The 22555-nt window shown below is 68.4% G+C and carries 19 protein-coding genes; 17 read left to right on the top strand and 2 right to left on the bottom strand.

Annotated elements, in window-relative coordinates:
- The first annotated feature begins 131 nt into the window (after positions 1-131).
- From OHA25_RS26380 to araA, 10 genes are all read left to right on the top strand, one after another.
- Positions 132-1667, top strand: a complete 1536-nt coding sequence (locus OHA25_RS26380; protein WP_327590158.1) for a sugar ABC transporter ATP-binding protein — start codon at positions 132-134, stop codon at positions 1665-1667.
- Positions 1664-2677: an ABC transporter permease gene (locus OHA25_RS26385; RefSeq protein WP_327590159.1), complete on the top strand. Its 1014-nt coding sequence runs from the start codon at positions 1664-1666 to the stop codon at positions 2675-2677. The genes OHA25_RS26380 and OHA25_RS26385 overlap by 4 nt, the downstream gene beginning before the upstream one ends.
- Positions 2674-3657 carry a galactofuranose ABC transporter, permease protein YjfF gene (gene yjfF / locus OHA25_RS26390; protein ID WP_327590160.1) on the top strand — a complete coding sequence of 328 codons (984 nt, stop codon included), beginning with the start codon at positions 2674-2676 and terminating at the stop codon, positions 3655-3657. The genes OHA25_RS26385 and yjfF overlap by 4 nt, the downstream gene beginning before the upstream one ends.
- 199 nt (positions 3658-3856) lie before the next feature.
- Entirely contained in the window at positions 3857-4966 is a 1110-nt protein-coding gene (gene chvE / locus OHA25_RS26395; protein WP_305922451.1) for a multiple monosaccharide ABC transporter substrate-binding protein, read from the top strand.
- Between the two features lie 58 nt (positions 4967-5024).
- A complete protein-coding gene (gene mmsA / locus OHA25_RS26400; RefSeq protein WP_327590161.1) occupies positions 5025-6557 on the top strand; it encodes a multiple monosaccharide ABC transporter ATP-binding protein in 1533 nt (510 codons plus the stop codon).
- A complete protein-coding gene (mmsB, locus tag OHA25_RS26405; protein ID WP_305922453.1) occupies positions 6554-7813 on the top strand; it encodes a multiple monosaccharide ABC transporter permease in 1260 nt (419 codons plus the stop codon). Before mmsA ends, mmsB begins: the two co-directional genes overlap by 4 nt.
- Positions 7814-7847: 34 nt before the next feature.
- The gene (locus OHA25_RS26410; protein WP_305922454.1) at positions 7848-8867 is read left to right on the top strand and encodes a LacI family DNA-binding transcriptional regulator; all 1020 of its coding nucleotides are present in this window, start codon (positions 7848-7850) and stop codon (positions 8865-8867) included.
- A 54-nt stretch (positions 8868-8921) separates the two neighbouring features.
- Positions 8922-10541 (top strand): ribulokinase, encoded by a 1620-nt coding sequence (araB, locus tag OHA25_RS26415; RefSeq protein WP_327591042.1) that lies wholly within the window; start codon positions 8922-8924, stop codon positions 10539-10541.
- On the top strand, positions 10538-11185 hold the full coding sequence (locus tag OHA25_RS26420; protein WP_327590162.1) for an L-ribulose-5-phosphate 4-epimerase: 648 nt from the start codon (positions 10538-10540) through the stop codon (positions 11183-11185). The genes araB and OHA25_RS26420 overlap by 4 nt, the downstream gene beginning before the upstream one ends.
- Entirely contained in the window at positions 11182-12636 is a 1455-nt protein-coding gene (araA, locus tag OHA25_RS26425; protein WP_327590163.1) for an L-arabinose isomerase, read from the top strand. The genes OHA25_RS26420 and araA overlap by 4 nt, the downstream gene beginning before the upstream one ends.
- Here araA and OHA25_RS26430 read toward each other — a convergent pair.
- A complete protein-coding gene (locus tag OHA25_RS26430) occupies positions 12633-12980 on the bottom strand; it encodes a PLD nuclease N-terminal domain-containing protein (RefSeq protein WP_327590164.1) in 348 nt (115 codons plus the stop codon). The two genes, araA and OHA25_RS26430, sit on opposite strands and share 4 nt — an antisense overlap.
- Positions 12981-13060: 80 nt before the next feature.
- Between OHA25_RS26430 and OHA25_RS26435 the strand changes: the two genes are divergently transcribed.
- The 3 genes from OHA25_RS26435 to OHA25_RS26445 all read left to right on the top strand — a co-directional run bounded on the left by OHA25_RS26435 (position 13061) and on the right by OHA25_RS26445 (position 15558).
- Entirely contained in the window at positions 13061-14269 is a 1209-nt protein-coding gene (locus OHA25_RS26435) for an FAD-binding protein (protein WP_327590165.1), read from the top strand.
- 89 nt (positions 14270-14358) lie between these two features.
- Positions 14359-15129 (top strand): LLM class flavin-dependent oxidoreductase, encoded by a 771-nt coding sequence (locus OHA25_RS26440; RefSeq protein ID WP_327590166.1) that lies wholly within the window; start codon positions 14359-14361, stop codon positions 15127-15129.
- Positions 15130-15165: 36 nt separating this feature from the next.
- On the top strand, positions 15166-15558 hold the full coding sequence (locus OHA25_RS26445; protein WP_327590167.1) for a DUF3224 domain-containing protein: 393 nt from the start codon (positions 15166-15168) through the stop codon (positions 15556-15558).
- Between the two features lie 53 nt (positions 15559-15611).
- Here the strand turns inward: OHA25_RS26445 and OHA25_RS26450 are convergent, their stop codons facing one another.
- The gene (locus tag OHA25_RS26450) at positions 15612-17270 is read right to left on the bottom strand and encodes a hypothetical protein (protein ID WP_327590168.1); all 1659 of its coding nucleotides are present in this window, start codon (positions 17268-17270) and stop codon (positions 15612-15614) included.
- A 100-nt stretch (positions 17271-17370) separates the two neighbouring features.
- Here OHA25_RS26450 and OHA25_RS26455 point away from each other — a divergent pair, with 100 nt between their 5' ends.
- The 4 genes from OHA25_RS26455 to OHA25_RS26470 all read left to right on the top strand — a co-directional run bounded on the left by OHA25_RS26455 (position 17371) and on the right by OHA25_RS26470 (position 22487).
- On the top strand, positions 17371-19530 hold the full coding sequence (locus tag OHA25_RS26455) for a DEAD/DEAH box helicase (RefSeq protein ID WP_327590169.1): 2160 nt from the start codon (positions 17371-17373) through the stop codon (positions 19528-19530).
- A 314-nt stretch (positions 19531-19844) separates the two neighbouring features.
- Positions 19845-20459 (top strand): hypothetical protein, encoded by a 615-nt coding sequence (locus OHA25_RS26460; RefSeq protein ID WP_327590170.1) that lies wholly within the window; start codon positions 19845-19847, stop codon positions 20457-20459.
- Positions 20443-21696 carry a WD40 repeat domain-containing protein gene (locus OHA25_RS26465; RefSeq protein ID WP_327590171.1) on the top strand — a complete coding sequence of 418 codons (1254 nt, stop codon included), beginning with the start codon at positions 20443-20445 and terminating at the stop codon, positions 21694-21696. Before OHA25_RS26460 ends, OHA25_RS26465 begins: the two co-directional genes overlap by 17 nt.
- On the top strand, positions 21693-22487 hold the full coding sequence (locus OHA25_RS26470; protein ID WP_327590172.1) for a hypothetical protein: 795 nt from the start codon (positions 21693-21695) through the stop codon (positions 22485-22487). The genes OHA25_RS26465 and OHA25_RS26470 overlap by 4 nt, the downstream gene beginning before the upstream one ends.
- Positions 22488-22555 lie beyond the last annotated feature (68 nt).

The following is a 22555-nucleotide window of genomic DNA, read 5'->3' on the forward strand; positions in this document are numbered from 1 at the left end:
AAAGGGACGTCGGCCGGGGTGCGGGGCGGCGCGCAAGTAGAGCAGCGGCATCCGCCGCCGTCTGGACGGCGGGGCGGAGAAAGCGTAGTGACGAGGCAGGGTGCAGACCTGATGACGACGGAAGGGGCGACATGGCAGTTCCCGCGCCGGTCCTGACGATGAGCGGGATCGGCAAACAGTTCCCGGGGGTGAAGGCCCTGGACAGCGTGGACCTGCGGCTGCTGCCCGGCGAGGTGCACGCACTCATGGGAGAGAACGGCGCGGGTAAGTCCACCCTGATCAAGGTGCTCACCGGCGTATACCCCGCCGACGCGGGCACCATCGAGCTGGGCGGCGCGCCGGTCGCGTTCGGCAGCCCCCTGGAGGCGCAGCAGGCCGGCATCAGCACGGTCTACCAGGAGGTCAACCTCTGCACGAACCTGTCCGTGGCCGAGAACATCTTCATCGGCCGCGAGCCGCGCCGCTTCGGGCGCATCGACTGGAAACGCATGCGGGCCAGGGCTAACGAGCTGCTGGCGCGACTGGAGCTGAGCCTGGACGTGTCCGCGCCGCTGTCGACGTACTCGCTGGCCATCCAGCAGATGGTGGCCATCGCGCGGGCGATCGACGTCGAGGCCCGGGTGCTGATCCTGGACGAGCCCACGTCCAGCCTGGACGCGGGCGAGGTCGAGCAGCTGTTCAGAGTGATGAGGCGGCTCAAGGAGGAGGGCATCGCCATCCTCTTCGTCTCCCACTTTCTCGACCAGATCTATGAAATTTCGGACCGTATGACGATTCTTCGCAATGGGAAGCTCGTCGGCGAGTACCTCACGCGCGAGCTGAGCCAGATCCAGCTCGTCTCCAAGATGATCGGCCAGGAGCTGGCCGCGCTGGAGCGCCTGCACGGCGAGGCCAAGGTCTTCGACCGCCCTCTGATCGAGGCCCGCGAGCTGGGCCGCACCGGGGCGATCGAGCCGTTCACGCTGACGATCCACGAAGGCGAGGTCGTCGGCCTGGCCGGGCTGCTCGGCTCCGGCCGTACGGAGATCGCCAGGCTGCTGTTCGGCGCCGACCACGCCGGCACCGGGGAGATCGCCATCAGCGGCTCGTCGGCGTCGTTGCGCACGCCGCGCGTCGCCATGACCCACAAGATCGCGTTCTGCTCGGAGAACCGGAAGGCCGACGGCCTCATCCCCGACCTCACGGTCAGGGAGAACATCATCCTGGCACTCCAGGCCACCAGGGGCTGGACCAGGCCGGTGCCCCGCGAGCAGCAGGACGAGCTGGTCGGCAAGTACATCAAGGCGCTGAAGATCAGCCCGGCCAACCCCGAGCACCTCGTCCGCAACCTCAGCGGCGGCAACCAGCAGAAGGTCCTGCTGGCCAGGTGGCTCATCCTCGAGCCCAGGCTGCTCATCCTCGATGAGCCCACCCGGGGCATCGACGTCGGGGCGAAGACCGAGATCCAGCGGCTGGTGACGGAGTTGTCCGACGGCGGCATGGCGGTGCTGTTCATCTCCGCCGAGCTGGAGGAGGTGCTGCGGCTCAGCCACAAGGTGGAGGTCCTGCGTGACAGGCGCCTGGTGGCCGAGTTGCCCAACGACGACTCCTTGACGACGGACGTGCTGATGGAGACCATCGCGAGCGGTGCGAGCAATGGGAGCGCGAGCGGAGGGCGAGCCTCATGAGACGCCTGCTGTGGCCGGTGGTGGTCCTCGTGCTGCTGCTGGCGCTGAACGTGTTCTTCACGCCCAGCTTCTTCTCGATCGAGGTCAAAGACGGCCACCTGTACGGCAGCCTGATCGACATCCTGCGCTTCGGCGCTCCACTGATCCTGGTCTCGCTCGGCATGACCCTGGTCATCGCCACGGGCGGCATCGACCTGTCGGTGGGCTCGGTGGTGGCGATCTCGGGCGCGCTGGCGTGCCTGCAGATCAGCCAGGACGCGAGCGTGTTCACGGCCGTGGTGTCGGCGCTCGTGCTGTGCCTGGTGCTGGGGGCCTGGAACGGGTTCCTGGTCGCCGCCGTCGGCATCCAGCCGATCATCGCCACGCTCATCCTCATGGTGGCCGGGCGCGGTCTGGCCCAGCTCATCACCGATGGGCAGATCATCACGGTCAACAGCCCGGCGTACAAGGTGATCGGCGGCGGTTACTGGCTGACCGTGCCGGTGGGCATCCTCATCGTGATCGGCGTGCTGGCGCTGACGGCGTTCCTGACCCGGCGACTGGCGCTGGGCATGCTGCTGGAGTCCGTCGGCGGCAACGCCGAGGCCAGCCGGCTGGCCGGCATCCGGGCACGCGGGATCATCATCATGGTGTACGCGTTCGCCGCCCTGTGCGCGGGCGTCGCCGGCCTGATGATCAGTTCGAACGTCTCCAGCGCCGACGGCAACAACGCCGGCCTGTGGATCGAATTGGACGCCATCCTGGCCGTGGTGATCGGCGGCACGTCGCTGGCCGGCGGCCGGTTCTCGCTCAGCGGCACCGTCCTGGGCGCGCTGATCATCCAGACGCTGACCACGACCATTTACTCGATCGGCGTGCCGCCGGAGACCACGCTGCTGTTCAAGGCGCTGGTCGTGACGGCCGTCTGCCTCATCCAGTCCCCGTCCTTCCGCGCGAAGGCGTTCCACCGACGCGGGCGAACCGCACCGCCCAGCCCGGCCCCCGAGGAGAAAGTGCGGGTGACCGCGTGACCGCGATAGCCATCGGCCGGACGTCCATTCCGGCCAAGTACCTCCCTGTCCTGGTGACGGCCAGCCTGTTCGCCGCCATGTTCGTGGTGGGTGGCATCCGCTACGAGGGCTTCGCCACCGGGCAGATCATTCTCAACGTCTTCATCGACAACGCCTTCCTGCTGGTGGTGGCGGTCGGGATGACGTTCGTGATCCTGACCGGGGGCATCGACCTGTCGGTCGGCTCGGTCGTGGCGCTGTCCACGATGATCTCGGCGAGCCTGATGGCGGGGCCGGGGTGGCCGCCGTACCTGGTGGTGCCGCTGGTGCTGGCCATCGGGTCCGGGCTCGGGCTGGTGATGGGGTACATCGTGCACGCCTTCGACATCCAGCCGTTCATCGTGACGCTGGCGGGCATGTTCCTGGCGCGCGGGTTGTGTTACACGATCGGAACGGACTCGATCCCGATCGAGGACGCCACGTTCACGGCCTTCGCCCAGACGCGGATCGACCTGTTCGCGGACATGTGGATCTCACCGAGCGTGATCATCGCGCTGGTGGTCGTGGGCGTGGCGGTGTACGTCCTGCACTACACGCGCCTGGGCAGATCCGTGTACGCGACCGGCGGCAGCGAGCAGTCGGCGCTGCTGATGGGGCTCCCCGTGGGGCGGACGAAGATCACCGTCTACACGATCAGCGGTTTCTGTTCGGCGCTCGGCGGGGTGCTGCTGTCGTTCTACATGCTCTCCGGCTACGGCCTGCACGCCGTGGGCATGGAGCTGGACGCGATCGCAGCGGTCGTGATCGGCGGTACGCTCCTGACCGGCGGGAGCGGCTTCTTGCTGGGCACCGTGCTCGGAGTGCTCGTCCTGGGCCTGATCCAGACGATCATCAGCTTCGAGGGCACGCTCAGCTCATGGTGGACAAAGATCTTCATTGGATTGTTGCTCTTCGTCTTCATCTTGCTTCAACGTCTGTTCTCGTCTCGGTCACGCCGCTGACCTGCGTAGAGTGTTACCGGAAAGTTTCCGTGCGGTTATGGTCGGCCGTTGACATAGACTTTGTTAGCGATAACAATCGGCGGAAACGAAACGCGAACTTTGTACTGATTCGTCACGTTCAAGTGATCAAACTCGCTGTTTCATCGGCAGCCGCCGCGTTCCAGCGCTGCCGCGACCCCCATCGCAAGGAGATGCATTCATGAGGTTGGGACGAATCGGGGGCGTGGTGTCCGCCATCGCGCTCGCCGCGACCATGACGGCCTGTGGCTCCAGCCAGAAGACCGTTGACGCCGAGGCCTCCACCTCGGCGTCGGCCGGCAGCGCGGGCGCACTGATCGGTGTCACCATGCCCACCAAGTCGTCGGAGCGCTGGATCCACGACGGCGACAACGTCAAGAAGCAGCTGGAGGCGCTCGGCTACAAGGTCGACCTCCAGTACGCCGAGAACGACATCCCCACCCAGGCCAACCAGATCGAGAACCAGATCACCAAGGGCGCCAAGCTCCTGATCATCGCCTCGATCGACGGCACGGCGATCACCTCGCAGCTGCAGCAGGCCGCCGACAACAAGATCCCGGTCATCGCCTACGACCGGCTCATCCGTAACAGCCCCAACGTCGACTACTACGCCACGTTCGACAACTTCAAGGTCGGCGTGCAGCAGGCCACCTCCCTCCTGAAGGGCCTGGGCGTCGAGGACGGCAAGAAGGGCCCGTTCAACGTCGAGCTGTTCGGCGGCTCGCCCGACGACAACAACGCCACGTTCTTCTGGAACGGCGCCATGTCGGTGCTCAAGCCGAAGATCGACGACGGCACCCTGAAGGTCGCGAGCGGCCAGACGGACTTCAAGCAGGCCGCCATCCTGCGGTGGGACCCCGCCACGGCGCAGAAGCGCATGGAGGACATCCTCACCAAGACCTACACCGGCGGCACCAAGGTCGACGGCGTGCTCTCCCCGTACGACGGCCTTTCCATCGGCATCCTGTCGGCGCTGAAGAGCTCCGGCTACGGCAAGCCGTACCCGATCGTGACCGGCCAGGACGCCGAGCTCCAGTCGGTGAAGTCGATCATCGCCGATGAGCAGTACTCCACCATCTTCAAGGACACCCGCAAGCTCGCGGAGCAGACCGTGAAGATGGCCGACGCCGTGCTCAAGGGCCAGAAGCCCGAGGTCAACAACGAGAAGGACTACGACAACGGCAACAAGGTCGTCCCGTCGTACCTGCTCGACCCGGTGATCGTCGACAAGTCCAACTACAAGGACGTCATCATCGGCGGCAACTACTACACCGAGGACCAGCTCAAGTAAGGGCTTTGGCCCCGGGGACGCCTGCGCGTCCCCGGGGCTGCTCTGAGTGAGGGGCACTATGACCGAGCACATCTTGCGGATGAGCGGGATCACCAAGACGTTCCCAGGTGTCAAGGCGCTGCAGGACGTCAACCTGTCCGTCCGGCGGGGCGAGATCCACGCGATCTGCGGCGAGAACGGCGCCGGCAAGTCGACGCTGATGAAGGTGCTGTCCGGGGTCTACCCGCACGGCGAGTACGAGGGCGAGATCACCTTCGAGGGCAAGCGGAGCGAGTTCAGCGGCATCCGTGACAGCGAGCACGCCGGCATCGTCATCATCCACCAGGAGCTGGCGCTCAGCCCGCAGCTGTCGATCGCCGAGAACATCTTCCTCGGCAACGAGCGCGCCAAGCGCGGCGTCATCGACTGGAACCGCACCAACTACGAGGCCGGCGAGCTCATGAAGCGGGTCGGCCTGCGAGAGAACCCGACGACGCCGATCTCCGACATCGGCGTGGGCAAGCAGCAGCTCGTCGAGATCGCCAAGGCGCTGTCGAAGGAGGTCAAGCTCCTCATTCTCGACGAGCCGACCGCCGCGCTCAACGACGACGACTCCGCCCACTTGCTGGGCCTCCTGCGCGGCCTGCGGGACGAGGGCATCACATGCGTGATCATCTCCCACAAGCTGAACGAGGTCATCGCGATCGCCGACTCCGTCACGATCATCCGCGACGGGCGGACGATCGAGACGCTGGACATGGCCTCGGACCACGTGACCGAGGACCGCATCATCTCCGGCATGGTCGGCCGCGCGCTGGACAACCGTTTCCCGCCCCACGAGTCCACGATCGGGGAGGAGGCGCTGCGCATCGAGGACTGGACCGTCTACAGCCCCAGCCAACCAGGCAGGAAGGTGGTCGACGGAGCCAGTCTCACGTTGCGTCGCGGTGAGATCGTGGGCCTTGCGGGGCTGATGGGCGCCGGGCGCACCGAGCTGGCGATGAGCGTGTTCGGCCGCACGTACGGCGTGCACATCTCCGGCAAGATCTTCAAGGACGGCCGCCCGGTCGAGATCCGCAACGTGCAGGACGCGATCAGGCACGGCATCGCCTACGCCACCGAGGACCGCAAGAGGTACGGGCTCAACCTCATCGAGGACATCAAGCGCAACATCAGCGCGGCCGGCCTCAAAGGCCTGTCCAAGCGGGGCTGGGTCAACGAGAACGAGGAATACCGGGTCGCCGAAGAGTTCCACCGGAGCATGAACATCAAGGCGCCCAGCGTCAACAGCGTCGTCGGCAAGCTCAGCGGCGGCAACCAGCAGAAGGTCGTGCTCTCCAAGTGGATCCTGACCGAGCCCGACGTGCTCATCCTCGACGAGCCGACCCGAGGCATCGACGTCGGCGCCAAGTACGAGATCTACACGATCATCAACCGCCTGGCCGACGAGGGCAAGGCCGTGCTGGTGATCTCTTCTGAGCTGCCCGAGCTGCTGGGCCTGTGCGACCGCATCTACACCCTCTCCGAGGGACGCATCACCGGCGAGGTGCCGCACCAGGAGGCCACGCAGGAACACCTCATGTACTTGATGACCAAGGGACAGGAAAGATGAGTAGCATCACGCCCGCCGACGTGCAGGTCGGCGCCAAGGGCGACGGGGGAGCGCCACGGCAGCCGGGACGGGTGTCGCTCGGCGGACTGTCGCTGAACCTGCGTTCGAGCGGTATCTACATCGCCTTCGCGCTGATCATCGCGCTGTTCTCGGTGCTGACCGACGGCGCGCTGCTTCAGCCGCAGAACATCTCCAACATCATCGTCCAGAACTCCTACGTCCTGATCCTCGCGATCGGCATGATCCTGATCATCATCGCCGGGCACATCGACCTGTCGGTCGGCTCGGTGGTGGCGGTCACCGGGGCGCTGGCCGCCGTGCTCATGGTCAACATGGGCATGCCGTGGCCGCTGGCGCTGCTCATCACGCTGGTGGCCGGCGCGCTGATCGGAGCCTGGCAGGGCTACTGGATCGCGTACTTCGGCATCCCCGCGTTCATCGTGACGCTGGCCGGCATGCTGCTGTTCCGGGCGCTCACCCTCACCGTGCTCGGCAACCAGGGCATCGGCCCGTTCCCCGACCAGGTCCGCACGCTGGCCAACGGCTTCACCAACGGCTACCTCGGCAACATCGGCCTCGGCCCGCTCGGCGGCGCCGACCTGTTCAGCCTCCTCATCGGCCTGGTCGCGATCGCCGGCATGGTGACCTCGCAGTGGCGCACCCGGGGCGCCCGCAAGGGCTACGGCCAGTCGGTCGAGCCGATGGCGCTGTTCGTGCTGAAGATGGCGGCCGGGGCCGCGCTGATCCTCTTCCTCGTCGTGCAGCTGGCCCGCTTCAAGAACCTGCCGTGGGTGCTGGTGCTGCTGGCGGTGCTGGTGCTGGCGTACTCGCTGATGGCCAACCGCACGGTCTTCGGCCGGCAGATCTACGCCATCGGCGGCAACCTCCAGGCGGCCGTCATGTCCGGCGTGAAGGTCAAGTCGGTGGTCTTCTGGATCTTCGTGAACATGGGCGTGTTGTCGGCGATCGCCGGCATCATCTTCGCCGGCCGGCTCAACCAGGCGGGTCCGACCGCTGGTAACAGCTTCGAGCTGGACGCCATCGCCGCGGCCTTCATCGGCGGCGCGGCCGTCCAGGGCGGCGTCGGCAAGGTGGTCGGCGCGATCACCGGCGGCCTGATCATGGCGGTCATCAACAACGGGATGTCCCTCATCGGCTCCCCGAGCGAGCGGGTCATGCTCGTCAAGGGCGCCGTGCTCCTCGCCGCTGTCGCGTTCGATGTCTGGACCAAGCGCAGGGCAGGCGCGTCGCGATAAGTAAGATCCTCGGAGCCCCGCGAAAGGAGAGACCGTGACCACCCCCAAACGTCGCCTCCCGGTCATGGCCGACGTGGCCAGGGAGGCAGGCGTATCGCATCAGACGGTCTCCCGGGTGCTCAATGACCACCCGAACGTCCGGCCCGGCACCAGAGCCAGGGTGGAGGAGGCGATCACCAGGCTGGGCTACCGGCGCAACCTGGTCGCCCGCGCCCTGGTCACCAAGCGGTCCCGGACGCTCGGCGTGGTCAGCTTCGACACCACGCTGTACGGCCCGGCCAGCACGATCTACGGCATCGAGCAGGCGGCCAGGACCGCGGGCTACTTCGTCAGCATCGTGAGCCTGAAGACGATCGACGCCCACAATGTGCGCGACGCCATCGACTACCTCACCGAGCAGGGCGTGGACGGCGTCGTGGTGGTCGCGCCGCAACTGTCGGCCACGGCCGCTCTGGAGGGGCTGCCGCCCGGCATGCCGGCGGTGGCGGTCGAGGGCACCACCTACCGGGCCGACGTGTCGGCGGTCTGCATCGATCAGGTCGAGGGCGCCAAGCTCGCCACGCGGCACCTGCTGGAGCAGGGCCACGAGACGGTCTGGCACGTCAGCGGCCCGCCGGAGTGGCTGGAGACCGAGGGCCGGCTCCAGGGCTGGCGCGCCGCCCTGGAGGAGGCCGGCCGGCCGGTGCCCGAGCCGCTGGCCGGTGACTGGAGCCCGCGCGCCGGTTACGAGGCGGGCAAGAGCCTGGCCGCGATGGACGGCGTCACCGCCGTCTTCGCGGCCAACGACCAGATGGCGCTCGGCGTGTTGCGCGCGCTCGGCGAGCTGGGCGTGCGGGTCCCCGAGCAGATCAGCGTGGTCGGCTTCGACGACATCCCCGAGTCCGAATTCTTCTCGCCACCGCTCACGACCGTCAGACAGGACTTCGACGTGGTAGGCAGGCACTGCATCGAGGTGCTGCTGCGGCAGATCGATGTGGGCCACACCGCGTTCGAGCGTCTGGTCGTGAGACCCAGCTTCGTGGTGAGGTCGAGTACAGCCTGTGCCGGTAGATGATGGGCATGCCCCCGGAAACCCCCTCTGGAGTTCAATGTGAACGCTAACAATTACGTGGTCGGAGTCGACTTCGGCACGCTGTCCGGGCGTGCGGTCGTCGTCCGCGTGAGCGACGGCGCCGAGCTGGGCAGCGCCGTCCACGAGTACACCCACCGCGTCATCGAGCAGACCCTCCCCGGCTCCGGCATGAAGCTGGGCCCGGACTGGGCGCTGCAGTCGCCGCAGGACTGGATCGACGTGCTCAAGATCGCCGTGCCCGCGGCCATCGCCGCCGCCGGCGTCGAGCCCGAGCAGGTCATCGGCATCGGCACCGACTTCACCGCCTGCACCGTCCTGCCGACCACGGCCGACGGCACGCCCCTGTGCTTCGAGACGCCCGAGCTGCCGCACGCCTGGCCGAAGCTCTGGAAGCACCATGCCGCGCAGCCGCACGCCGACCGGATCAACGAGCTGGCCGCGCGCCGTGGCGAGAGCTGGCTGCCGCGTTACGGCGGCAAGATCTCCTCCGAGTGGGAGTTCGCCAAGGGCCTGCAGCTGCTGGAGGAGGCCCCGGACGTCTACGCCAGGGCCGAGCGCTGGATCGAGGCCGCCGACTGGATCATCTGGCAGCTCACCGGCGTGGAGAGCCGCAACATCTGCACGGTCGGCTACAAGGGCATCTTCCAGGACGGCGTCTACCCGTCGGAGGAGTTCCTGGCCGAGCTGAACCCGGGCTTCGCCGGCTTCGTCGGCAAGCTCGCCACCGGCCAGGTCGGTGACGACGTGGGCGGCGTCACGGTCGCCCCGCTCGGCGGCCTCGCCGGCCGGCTGACCGATCAGGCCGCCGCGTGGACGGGCCTGCCCGAGGGCGTCGCGGTGGTCGTCGGCAACGTGGACGCCCACGTCACCAACGCCGCCGCCGACGCCGTGCGGCCCGGCCAGATGGTGGCCATCATGGGCACCTCGACCTGCCACGTCATGCCCAGCGACCAGCACGCCGAGGTGCCCGGCATGTGCGGTGTCGTACGCGACGGCATCGTCCCGGGCCTGTGGGGGTACGAGGCCGGTCAGTCCGCGGTCGGCGACATCTTCGCCTGGTTCGTGGACACCTTCGGGACCGACGGGCACGAAGCCCTCACGGCGCTGGCCGAGAAGCAGGCGGTGGGCCAGCACGGGCTGGTGGCGCTGGACTGGTTCGGCGGCAACCGCTCGGTGCTCGTGGACCACAACCTCTCCGGTGTGATCATCGGCCAGACCCTGGCCACCAAGCCGGAAGACGTCTATCGCGCCCTCATCGAGTCCACCGCGTTCGGCGCCCGCATGATCGTGGAGACCTTCGAGAAGTCGGGCGTGCCCGTCGAGGAGTTCATCGTCGCCGGCGGCCTGCTCAAGAACCCCTTCCTCATGCAGGTCTACGCCGACGTGCTGCGCCGCCCGCTGTCGGTCATCGGCTCCGACCAGGGGCCCGCGCTCGGCTCGGCCATCCACGCGGCCGTCGCCGCCGGCGCCTACCCGGGCATCGAGGAGGCCGCTGCGGCCATGGGCAAGCGCACCGAGGCCGCGTACGTGCCCGACGAGGCCCGTGCGGATGCCTACGACCGGCTCTACGCCGAATACCGCAGGCTCCACGACTTCTTCGCTGACGGACAGATGCTGCACACGCTGCGCGCGATCAGGAACGAGGCACACGCATGAGAAAGATTGTCGCTGACCTGCATGCCGAGCTGGTCCGCTACAACCTTGTCGTCTGGACTGCTGGAAACGTTTCCGGCAGGATCCCGGGCGAGGACCTGTTCGTCATCAAGCCGTCCGGGGTCTCCTACGACGAGCTGACGCCGGAGAACATGGTCGTGTGCGATCTCGACGGCAACCTCGTGGAGGGCGAGCACGCGCCGTCCAGCGACACCGCCGCGCACGCCTACGTCTACCGCAACATGCCGGACGTCGGCGGCGTCGTGCACACCCACTCGACGTACGCCTCCGCCTGGGCCGCCCTCGGCGAGCCCATCCCGTGCGTGCTGACCGCGATGGCCGACGAGTTCGGCGGCGAGATCCCGATCGGCCCGTTCGCGCTGATCGGCGACGACTCCATCGGTCAGGGCATCGTCGAGACGCTCAAGGGGCACCGCTCGAAGGCCGTGCTCATGCAGAACCACGGCGTGTTCAGCATCGGCAAGGACCCGAAGTCCGCGGTGAAGGCGGCCGTGATGTGCGAGGACGTGGCGCGTACCGTGCACGTGGCCCGCCAGCTCGGCGCCCCGCTGCCCATCGCGCAGGACGACATCGACCGCCTCTACGACCGCTATCAGAACGTCTACGGACAGAGGAGCCCGCGTTGAAGATTTGGTTTCTGACCGGCAGCCAGGGACTGTACGGCGAGGACACGCTGCGGCAGGTGGCCGAGCAGTCGCAGCGTATCGCCGAGCAGCTGCCCGTCTCCGTCGAGTGGAAGCCCGTGCTCACCGACGCCGCCGCGATCCGGCGGATCATGCTCGAGGCCAACGCGGACGACTCGTGCGCCGGCGTGATCGCGTGGATGCACACGTTCTCCCCGGCCAAGATGTGGATCGCCGGCCTCGACGCGCTGCGTAAGCCGCTGCTGCACCTGCACACCCAGGCCAATGTCGAGCTCCCGTGGAGCACCATCGACATGGACTTCATGAACCTCAACCAGGCCGCCCACGGCGACCGCGAGTTCGGCCACATCCAGACCCGCGTGGGCGTGCCGCGCAAGACCGTCGCCGGGCACGTCAGCGACCCGGCGGTGGGCGAGCGCATCATGACCTGGGTGCGCGCCGCGACGGGCCTGGCCGAGGTCCGCACGCTCAAGCTCGTGCGTTTCGGCGACAACATGCGCGACGTGGCCGTCACCGAGGGCGACAAGGTCGAGGCCCAGCTGCGCTTCGGCGTCTCGGTCAACACCTACGGCGTCAACGACCTGGTCGAGGCCGTGGACGCGGCCTCCGACGCCGACGTGACCGCGCTGGTCAAGGAGTACGCCGAGCAGTACACCGTCGCGCCCGAGTTGCTCAGCGAGCGCAACGAGTCGCTGCGCTACGCGGCCAGGATCGAGCTGGGCCTGCGGAGCTTCCTCGAGGCCGGCGGCTACAAGGCGTTCACCACCAACTTCGAGGACCTCGGCGGCCTGCGCCAGCTCCCCGGCCTGGCCGTGCAGCGGCTCATGGCCGACGGGTACGGCTTCGGCGGCGAGGGCGACTGGAAGACCTCGGTCCTGCTGCGCACGCTCAAGGCCATGACGCCCGGCGGCACCTCCTTCATGGAGGACTACACCTACGACCTGACGCCCGGCAATGAGCTCATCCTCGGCGCGCACATGCTGGAGGTCTGCCCGTCCATCGCGGCCGGCACGCCGTCGTGCGAGATCCACCCGCTGGGCATCGGCGGCAGGGAGGACCCGGTCCGGCTGGTGTTCGACGCCGAGCCGGGACCCGGCATCGTCGTGGGCCTGGCCGACATGGGCGACAGGTTCCGCCTGGTGGCCAACGAGATCGACATCGTGGCGCCGCCGCAGCCGCTGCCCAAGCTGCCGGTGGCCCGCGCGGTGTGGAGCCCTCGCCCCAACCTGCGGACGTCCACGGAGTCGTGGCTGACCGCCGGCGCCCCGCACCACACGGTGCTGTCCACGGCCGTCGGCCGGGCGGAGCTGACCGACCTCGCCGACATGCTCGGCGTGGAGCTGCTGGTCATCGACGCCGACACCACGACCGAGCGGTTCACCAAGGAGTTGCGCTGGAACCAGGCGTACTACCGCCTGGCCCAGGGCCTCTAATCCTCGTCGGCGGGTTTCTTCGGGGCGTTCCTGCGCTGCTCCTCGGCACGTTCGCGGCAGCGGCGCAGGAACTCCTCGTCGTCGTCCGGGTTGGTCGCGGCGAACCGGCCCGGGCGGTCGTACTCGGGAAACGCGCTGGGCCGCGTCGGCGTCTCAGCCCGCTGCGGCCGCCCCGCCACCAGCCAGATGATCGAGCCGACCAGCGGGAACAACAACACGATCACCACCCACGCGATCTTGGGCAGATTACGGCAGAGCGTGTCCGGCGTGGTGATCACGTCGAAGAGGCAGTAGAGCCAGAGCACGAGCGTGACCAGGCCGAGAGCCTGGGACAGATAGAGCACGGCACACCTCCGTCAGCGGGTCATGAAACTAGCGACACCCGGCCGGGCTGACAAGGTGTTCGCTGTGGGAAGGTAAGGCCGTGACGCTGACCAACTGGGCGGGAAACACCGCATTCCGGGCACGAGACGTTCATCACCCGACCTCGCTCGACGAGCTCCAGCGGCTCGTCTCGGCCAGTTCCCAGGTGCGGGCGCTGGGGAGCGGCCACTCGTTCAACGACGTCGCGGACACCACCGGCGACCTGGTGGTCCTCGACCGGATGCCGGACGCTGTGGAGATCGACAGTGCGGCGGCCCAGGTGCGGGTGCCCGCGCGCATGACGTACGCGCGGCTCGCGCCGATCCTGCACCAGGCCGGCTTCGCGCTGGCGAACATGGCCTCGCTGCCGCACATCTCCGTGGCCGGCTCGGTCGCGACCGGCACGCACGGCTCCGGCGACACGATCCAGGGGCTGGCCGCCGCCGTGGCGTCGCTCGACCTCGTCACCGCCGACGGCTCGGTGCTCACCCTGTCGCGCGGCGACGCCGACTTCCCCGGCGCGGTCGTGGCGCTGGGCGCCCTCGGCGTCGTGACGTCGCTGACGCTCGACCTGGTGCCCGCCTTCGAGGTGCGCCAATACGTCCGCGAGGGCCTGTCCGTCGACGCGCTCACCGACTTCGACGAGATCATGTCGAGCGGCTACAGCGTCAGCCTCTTCACCGACTGGCGCGACACCCGCGTCTGGCTGAAGCGCACCGAGGAGCTGACCAGCCCCGACTGGTACGGCACCCGCCCTGCCGACGCCCCACGCCACCCGCTGCCGGCCATGCCGGCCGACAGCTGCACTCTCCAGCTCGGCGTGCCGGGACCGTGGCACGAGCGCCTGCCGCACTTCCGCCCCGACTTCGAGCCCAGCGGCGCGGGCGACGAGCTGCAGTCGGAGCTGATCCTTCCGAGGGAGCACGCCGTCAAGGCGCTCCGCGAGCTGTACGCGATCGGCGACAGGATCCGCCCCGTCCTGCAGATTTCGGAGGTCCGCTCGATCGCCGCCGACGACCTGTGGCTCAGCCCCTTCCGCGGGCGTGACAGCGTGGGGATCCACTTCACCTGGGTCAAGGACCTGGCAGGTGTGCTGCCGGTGCTGGAGTTGGTGGAGGAGACGCTGGCGCCGTTCGACCCCCGCCCGCACTGGGGCAAGCTGTTCACCCGGTGGCCGTCCTGCCCGGACCGGTTCCGCTCGCTGGCGCGGCGGCTGGACCCGGCGGGCACGTTCGCCAACGACTTCACGCGGATACTTCTGGGGGAGTAGTCCGCCCCGGGCGGCTGCACCGCCGGATGTAGCCGGTCACCGGCCCCCGGGACGATGTCATCGGGGTGCCGGTCGGCGATCGTTAGGGCATGACCGATCACCTGTTCAGGTTCGGCGCGGTCGCCGGACACGCCCCCGACTGGACCGGCCTGGCCCGCCGGGCCGAGGACCTCGGCTACGCCACGCTGCTGGTGCCCGACACGCTCGGCACCCTCTCGCCCTTCACCGCCTGCGCCGCGGCCGCCGCGGTCACGACGACCCTGCGCGTCGGCACGTACGTGCTGAGCGTCGCCAACCGCACCCCGCGCGCCATGGCGTGGGAGACCGCCACCTTGCAGACCCTCACCGGCGGGCGGTTCGAGCTGGGCCTCGGCGCCGGCCGGCCGGACGCCGAACGCGACGCCGCCGAGCTCGGCGTCAGGTTCGGCACGCCGAGCGAGCGGATCGAGCGGCTCTCCGAGACCATCGACGCCGTCAAGGACGTGCCCATCCTGCTCGCCGCGTCCGGCACCCGGCTGCTCAGGCTGGCCGCGGCCAGGGCCGACACGGTCGCTCTCGGCGTGCCCCCACAAGCCACAGAGGAGCAGGTGGCGGCGAAGCTGGACGAGCTGTACGAGCTGGCCGGCGACCGCTTCGACGATCTCGAGCTCGGCATGAACCTCGCCGCCGCCGGCACCGAGCCGCCCGCCTGGCTCGGCTCCCTCGACGACTCCGCCACCGGCGTGCTCCGGGGGACGCCCGGCGAGATGGCCGACGTCCTGCTGCGGCGCAGGGACCGGCTCGGGGTCTCGTACGTGTCGGTGAACGCCCAATGCCTGGACGCCTTCGCGCCGGTGGTGGAGCGCCTCACCGGTACCTGACGGAAGCTGACAGGTAAGCCCGGCACGATGAACCGCATGACCGCCAAAGGCACCTTCGACACCGCAGACTGGAACGCCAAGCCGCCTTACGAGGACCGCGACGGCGTCACCCTCGGACTTGTGACCATGTCCAAGACCTTCCACGGGGACCTGACCGGCACCAGCGTCGTCACCTTGCTGGTGGCGAGCACTCCGGTGGAGGACTCGCGCTCCTACGTGGCGCTCGAACGCATCGAGGGCACGCTGCACGGCCGATCCGGCAGCTTCGTCGTCCAGCACAACGCGGTGAGCGACCAGGGTGAGCAGTCGCTGCGCATTTCCGTGGTGCCGGACTCGGCGACGGGGGAGTTGCGCGGCCTGAGGGGCGAGATGGGCATCGTCATCGGCCCGGACGGCGGGCACTTCTACACCTTCGACTACCGGCTCTGATCCAGCAACGTACCGACCGGCCGGTACGTCGCGGGAGAGGAGCGCCGCCGCGCTCAGGTCACATCGAGGTTGAACAGGAACCCCATGGAATCCTCCCGGATGCGTTCGACGGTGTCGTAGAACAACCGGGCGGCCAGGTCCTTGTAGTGGGCCCGCGGGTCCTGCGAAGGTTCAGGGACGAATCCGACGGACAGATATTCCAGCGCGATCAAGTGCTCCTGCCAGGCTCTGTCGGTGACCGAGATCCACACCCGGCGCGCCACCTCGGCGGCGAGGTCCTCGCCGAGGTCGTGCCGACGGCGCCGTAAGGCCGCCTGCGCGTCGGTCCGGACGCGTTCGATGACCTGCTCCCGCTCGCCGGTCAGGTCGTCTTCCGTCAATCGTGTGGGGTACAGATCGTGCAGGTGCCGGTGGAGGCCATGAGCGTCCGGGTGAAACATGGCCACATAACGGTCGACGACCGAGTCCAGCGTCCCAGGCACCCAGTCGCCGTCCTCGCCGTGCAGGGCCGCCCTCCGTCGCGCGTAGATCGTGTCCCGCTGAATGCGGCGCACTTCCGTGAATTCGAGCAGGTCAGCGATCCATTGGCGAGCGGAGCGTGCGGTCGGGCCGTCCGGAGCGGGTAGGACGTCGTCGTCATGCGTGATCATGACCACCGTCGCTCCGGCGAGAGCGTCCAGCATCGACGCGTGCGGGCCGGCCGTCGGCGACAGGCCGACCAGCGTGTCGTAGGTCCGGTAGTAGTCCCAGGGCAGGATCTCTCCGAGCGTCTGGGTCTCGTCGGTGATCTCGAGCCCTTCCTTCGCCTCCAAGGCATGCCGGATTTCCGCAGGAACATCACCCACGACCGCGCCTTTGCGAACGGTGTAGTCGCGGTTCACGTGGTAGCAGTGGGCCGCCGCGAGTGCCTCCTCCACCCGGCGGCGCCGGATGAGGGTGAGAGGGTGCACACCATGGTCCAGACCCAGATGATCGAGGCCACGCGGGGTCAGCCGGGCCTGCCGTCCGGAGACGTGGAAGTGTTCGCCCGGCCGCAGGTATGGCACACGCTCACGGGAGTCGCGATATTGGTCCGGCCGGCTCTCGGTGCGGCTGACGACAGCCGGGGACCTGCCGTGCTGGATGAGGATGCCGTCGATCCCATCGAGGATCGCGACCTGGCGGCCCCGCTGAACATACTCGTCGACCTGCCATGCCAGGTGGTCCCGCACGTAGTCGTAGCACAGCTCGTAGGCCGGGCTGTAGAGAACATCCGCCCCATACGCCTCCTTACGTTCCTCCGGCGTTGACCGGTCGGCGAGGAGCGCTGCTCGCAGCCCCAGGCGGTCGTACATCAGGGTGAACCGTTCGAAGTCCCGATCGGCAGGCTGCAGGCCGGTGACGACGTGCACGTCCGAATGCCGCACGGCGTAAACGCACGCGGCTAGCGCGGCCGCCATGGACCTGTCGGCGGCGTCCTTCACATCCGCGACACAGCCGTCGCAGAGCACGGCCGCGGCCGTCAGGTGCGCGGGGCGGACCGGCCCGAGGCTTGCCCGGACGGCCGCCTCCCGCGCCAGCGCCAAGGCCTCCACCGTCATGTCCGTACCCGACCCGAGCCGGCGACGCAGGCCAGACATGGCCGCAGGAAGATCGACATGAGTGAGCTCGTCCTGCTCCTCCACGCCCGCCATCACACGCGCCCACCGATCTGGCGTCCAATCTGTCGCCATGGCCGTATGAAACCACCGGCGGCACCATCGCTCCATCCCTCAGTTCGCCGCGACACGCGCCGATCGCCGCAGGCGTCCTCTAAGCGCTACCTTCTGGCCTATGGAGTCATGGTCCACGGGGGACGTCCGGAGCTTGTTACGCCGGGCGGTGCGGCTGGCCGGCGACGCGCGGGAGCTCCTCGACGAGCATGACAAGGCGGTGGCGGAGGTCCGTGCCGCGCTCGAGCCGCTGCGCGGGCGGCATGCCCGGGCGGAACTCGCCGCCATGCCGGTTTCCCGGCTGAAGGACGTCACAGGCGGACGGCTGCGATTCGGGGCGTTGGAGGAGGCCGGCTACACCACCGTGGTCAGCGTGCTCGACGCGACGGCGTACGAGCTGCAGAAAGTGCCCGGCGTCGGGCCGCAGACCCGATGGAAGGCGCAGAGAGCGGCCCAGCGCATCGCGCAGGCCGTGCGCGACTCCAAGATCGCTCACATCGACGTCGAGAGCCGGGACGCCGACACCACGCGGTTGCTCATCGCCCTGCACCGGTTGGTCGTCGCCGGTCCCGACCTGCCGCGTGCTCGGCACACTGCCGAGGTGGTCGTGCAGCGGCTCGACCGGTTGATCCCGCACGCCCGGCCCCTGAGCAATTGGTTACGCAGAATGTTCTCGGGAAAGCGGCGCCGCGCCAGGGCCGAGGAGGCCACGGAGCGGATCGCCGGCCTGCTGGCCGACGAGACCGAGACTAGGCTGCTCATCGCCCAGGCCACCACCGATCTGCTGCGGCCATTGCCGGATGGGATGCAGGCGTGGATCGACTTCGAGATTCGCGCCGCCGACTACTACAACCTCCTGGCGGAGCTGTCCGCCCTCGCCGCGCCGGACCGGGCCGCCGCGGAAGGGTTTCTGCCTGCAGACCTGGCGGAGCAGGTCAGGGAGCATGAGCTCGACGACAGTCTGCGGCGGGTTTCGCTCCGGGGATACCAGGCGTTCGGCGCGCGGTTCGCGCTCGTCCAGCGCCGGGTGATCCTCGGTGACGAAATGGGATTGGGCAAGACGATTCAGGCCATTGCCGTTCTGGCGCACCTGCACGCCAACGGCACGACGCATTCCTTGGTGGTGTGTCCGGCGAGCGTACTGATCAACTGGCTGCGGGAGATCGAGGCCCGCAGCTCCTTAAAGGCCTATCGGCTGCATGGCGATGAGCGGCCCCTGGCGCACGCCGCCTGGCGGGAGAACGGCGGGGTCGCGGTCATCACGTTCGACGGGCTGCACCGGCTGGACCTCGTGCCGCAGATGGGGATGCTCGTCGTGGACGAGGCGCACTACGCCAAGAACCCGGAGACCCGCCGCTCCAAGGCGGTGGCCCGGTGGTGCCGTGTGGCCGGGTGGGCGCTGTTCATGACCGGCACGCCGATGGAGAACCGGGTCGAGGAGTTCCGCGCTCTGGTGGATCACCTGCAACCCGGGTTGTTTTCCAAGATCGAGCTGGGCGACGGGATCGAACGGGCGCAGGAGTTCCGCCGCGCCGTCGCGCCCGTCTACCTGCGGCGCAACCAGGTGGACGTGCTGACGGAGCTGCCCGAGCTGGTCCACGTGGACGAGTGGGAGGAGTTCAGCGCCGCCGACGCCGCCGCCTACTGCCAGGCGGTGGAGTCGGGGTCGTTCATGGCGATGCGCCGCGCCGCGTACGCGGTGCCGGAGCGGTCTGCCAAGCTGGAGCGGTTACGCGAACTGGTCGACGAAGCGGCTCGTACCGGGCTCAAGGTCGTCGTGTTCTCCTATTTTCGCGATGTTCTCACCACCGTCGGCGCGGCCATCGACTCGCCGATTCATGGGCCGCTCCGTGGCGACCTCGGACCCGAACGCCGCCAGGCGGTGGTCGACGCTTTCACTGCGGCGCGGGGGCACGCGGTGCTGCTCGCGCAGATCCAGACCGGCGGGGTGGGGCTCAACCTGCAGGCGGCCTCGGTCGTCATCATCTGCGAGCCGCAGGTCAAGCCGACGGTGGAGAGCCAGGCCGTGGCCCGCGCCCACCGCATCGGCCAGGTGCGCCGGGTCCAGGTGCATCGGCTGCTCACGCCCGGCAGCGTGGACGAACGGCTGCTGCGGATCCTCTATGCGAAGGCGGAGCTGTTCGACGCCTACGCCAGGCGCAGCCACCTCGCCGAGTCCACGCCCGAGGCAATCGATGTCTCGGACGAGGCCCTGGCCGAGCGGATCGTCAAGGAGGAGCAGGAACGCCTCACCGCCGCGGCGAAGCCTGCGGAAACGTAACATTCCGTCGGGTGATCCGGTGGCCGGTCAGCTGGTCCGACGATCTTCCGCCGCGGCGCCTCCTTCCGTACGATCATCCACGTGTCTGGCACTTGGACCGGCTTAGCACGCCGCTCCCGTCGCTCCCGAGCCGGCCGCCGCGCCGCGGCGCTCCTGCTCGTTGCCGGCTGGGGCGTCTATGCCCTGTGGCCGTCGAGCGTCACGAATGAGCCCATCCTGTACGGGGCGCCGGTCCACGACGAGGGTTGGGTGCTTCACCTACGATCCGGGCGCAGCCTAGAGCTCGGCGAGGTGCAGGCAGACACCCTCTCATCGTGAGCGGCGACGGTCACACGATCGTCTACGTCCAGAGCAACCGCGTGCAGGCACGCGACCTGCGGGACGGAACGGTCCACGACCTCGCCGACGCGGGCCGCCTTACCGACCTGCACGTCTCCTTCGACGGCCGGGATGTCACGGTCTCGTACCGGGATCGCACGCTGATCGCGAACCTCCGGACCGGCGAGCGCCGCACGGTTCCCGATATCTGCAGGGTGTCCGGCTTGTCCGCCACCGTCGTGTGGGGTGCGCCCGGCTGCGAACGCCGTGGGGAGGACGCCCGGCTCGTGACCGTGCGGCGCGATGGCACGGGGGCGTTCGTCGGCAAACTGACCGACGGGCTGGTATCGCCGGATCTGCGGCTTGTGGCGTCATATGACTTCGACGGCGTTCTGATCAGCGACGCCATGTCCGGCAAGAAGATCAAATTGATCAAGAGAGAGAATCCGGGCATCATCGCCTGGTTCAACGATCACGAAGTCATCGTTGAAGGATCGCCGTACCAGCTCATCGACGTCAGGACGGGCGACAAGCGCCACGACCCGGCGCTGCCGGACGAATGGATCCCTTACCTCACGTGGCCGGGGGCGGGTAATGACTGGCTGGGCTGAACAGCAGGCACGCGCCGCGTCCCTGCTCGCCGGCCGATCGGCGGCGAGACTCGCCAGGGGCGGCGGCACCCCTGCCAGCTATTTCCGGATGTTTCGCCGCTTCCTGTCGCCGCTGCGTCTCTGGGATGCGCCCGCCTGGGGTCATGGACTGTCCCGGCGGCAGCGGGCGATCCTCGTGGCGACGCTGCATGAGGGATGGGACGAGGAGGACACCGCCGAGCTGTGCGGGTTGAGCCGGGCCAAGGTACGAGCGCTCGCCGTACCGCAGGAGGAAAGGGCGGCGCTCGCCGCCCGGCTTCGGGAGGCGGCCACGATGCCGGCACCGGCGTCGGCGCGCTTTCCGAAACTCGTCGCCGGCCTCTGCCTGCTCGGAGTGGCCGGCTCGGCTGCCGTCGTCCCGCTCGCCTCTCCAGCGCCGCCGCTGCCGGTTCTGCCCGCCGTGGCGGCCGAGCCCATTCGGTACGGCATGCGCGTCCGGGAGGAGCTGTTCCCCGAACGGATCGAGCCGTTCGCCTCAGCGGATCCGTCCGAAGGATGGCTGGTGGTCGGCACGTCGGGACGGCGCTGGCGGCTACCGGACGCCCTCCCGCAAACCGACGTGCAGGTGAGCCCGGATGGCCGCAAGCTCGCCTACTACAGCCTCGCCCGGATGCAGGTCGTGATCCAGGACGTCATGACCGGTGCGATCATTCCCGTTCCGACCGCCTTCTACAAGGCTGCCCTGGCTTTTTCCGCCGACAGCCGCCATCTGGCCATGGAACAAGCGGACGACGTGGTCGTCACCGACGTACGGTCGGGCGTCGTCACGCGTATACGGGTCGACGAGTTCCTTCTTGGTTGGGCGGGCGATCATCTGGTGGTGAGCTACTCCTACGACGGGATCAAGGTCCTGGCCCTGGACGGCTCAGTGATCGCGAAGCTACGGGCAGCGGAACTGGATCCTCAATGGGAGCTGGCCGTTTCGCCGGATGGCGAGGCGGTCGCCGTGCCCTCCGGCGGGCGTGTCCTGATCCTCGACCTCGACGGCAAGGTGATTCGCAAGGTCGACGCCCACCTGCCGCCGACCGCCGAGCTCAGGCGCGTCTATCGATGGGTGGGACCTGGCGAGGTGCTGCTCTATGCGCCTGGTTACGGTTCAGCCACCGTCTACCTCATGGACGTGCTCACCGGCGCGACCCGGCCGGTCGCGCACGCTCCGCAGGTGGCCGGGCACGACATCACGATCGGAGCGGTATGAAGGTCCGGCTCGCCCTGGCGGCACTCCTGCTGACGGCCTGCTCTTCCGCCGCCCCCGAGGATCCGAGCCCGTTCGCGCCTACGCAGTCCCCCGTCCGCTGGGTCCGCACATCAGGCATCGCCCGCCTCGCATCCGGCCAGGATGTGGCGATCCCGAACGTCGCGAAGGTCGTGGCCGTGAGCCGCGATGGTCATCGCATCGCCTACATCGACGACGTCTCGGATCGTTACATCGCGCTCGACCTGCGTACCGGTCAGATCCGGAAGCTCAACGCGAAACCGGTAGGCCGGGTCATGGCGCATGAGCCGCACCTGGCCATCTCGGGCGACGGCGTGTTCTTCGCCACCTCGCCTGCGGAGGTCGCGGAAACCACGATCACCAACTTTGATACCAGCGAGACCAGGATCATTAAAAATGTCTGCCGCCTCTACGGCGTGACCGCTTCGGGGGTGCTCGGCACGCGGGACTGTGAGGGCGACAGCGACCTGCGCTGGGTCTCTCCAGGCAAGAAACCGCGCGTCTTCGAGTTCCTCAACCGCAACGACGGGCCGTCGCTCTCACCCGATGGGAAGGTCATCGCGGTTCGAGGCTTCACGCTCATCGATTTCGCGACCGGTAAGGCGGTGCGGGACTTCCCGATCCCGGCCACCGAACAGTGGCTCGATGCCGATCACCTTCTGGCCAGGACCGGCAACGGGTATTACGCCGCCGATATCGGAACCGGCACCCTCACCAAACTCACTGTGGAAGCGCCCCCGTACGAGACGGTCCTGTTCGGCCGGTGGCAGTAGCGGCCACCCCCTTAATCGCCATCTGGGCATACAGGGCAGTCTTCACCCGCATAAAGATCAAGGGCGGC

This window comes from Nonomuraea sp. NBC_00507, assembly GCF_036013525.1.
GTDB lineage: Bacteria > Actinomycetota > Actinomycetes > Streptosporangiales > Streptosporangiaceae > Nonomuraea.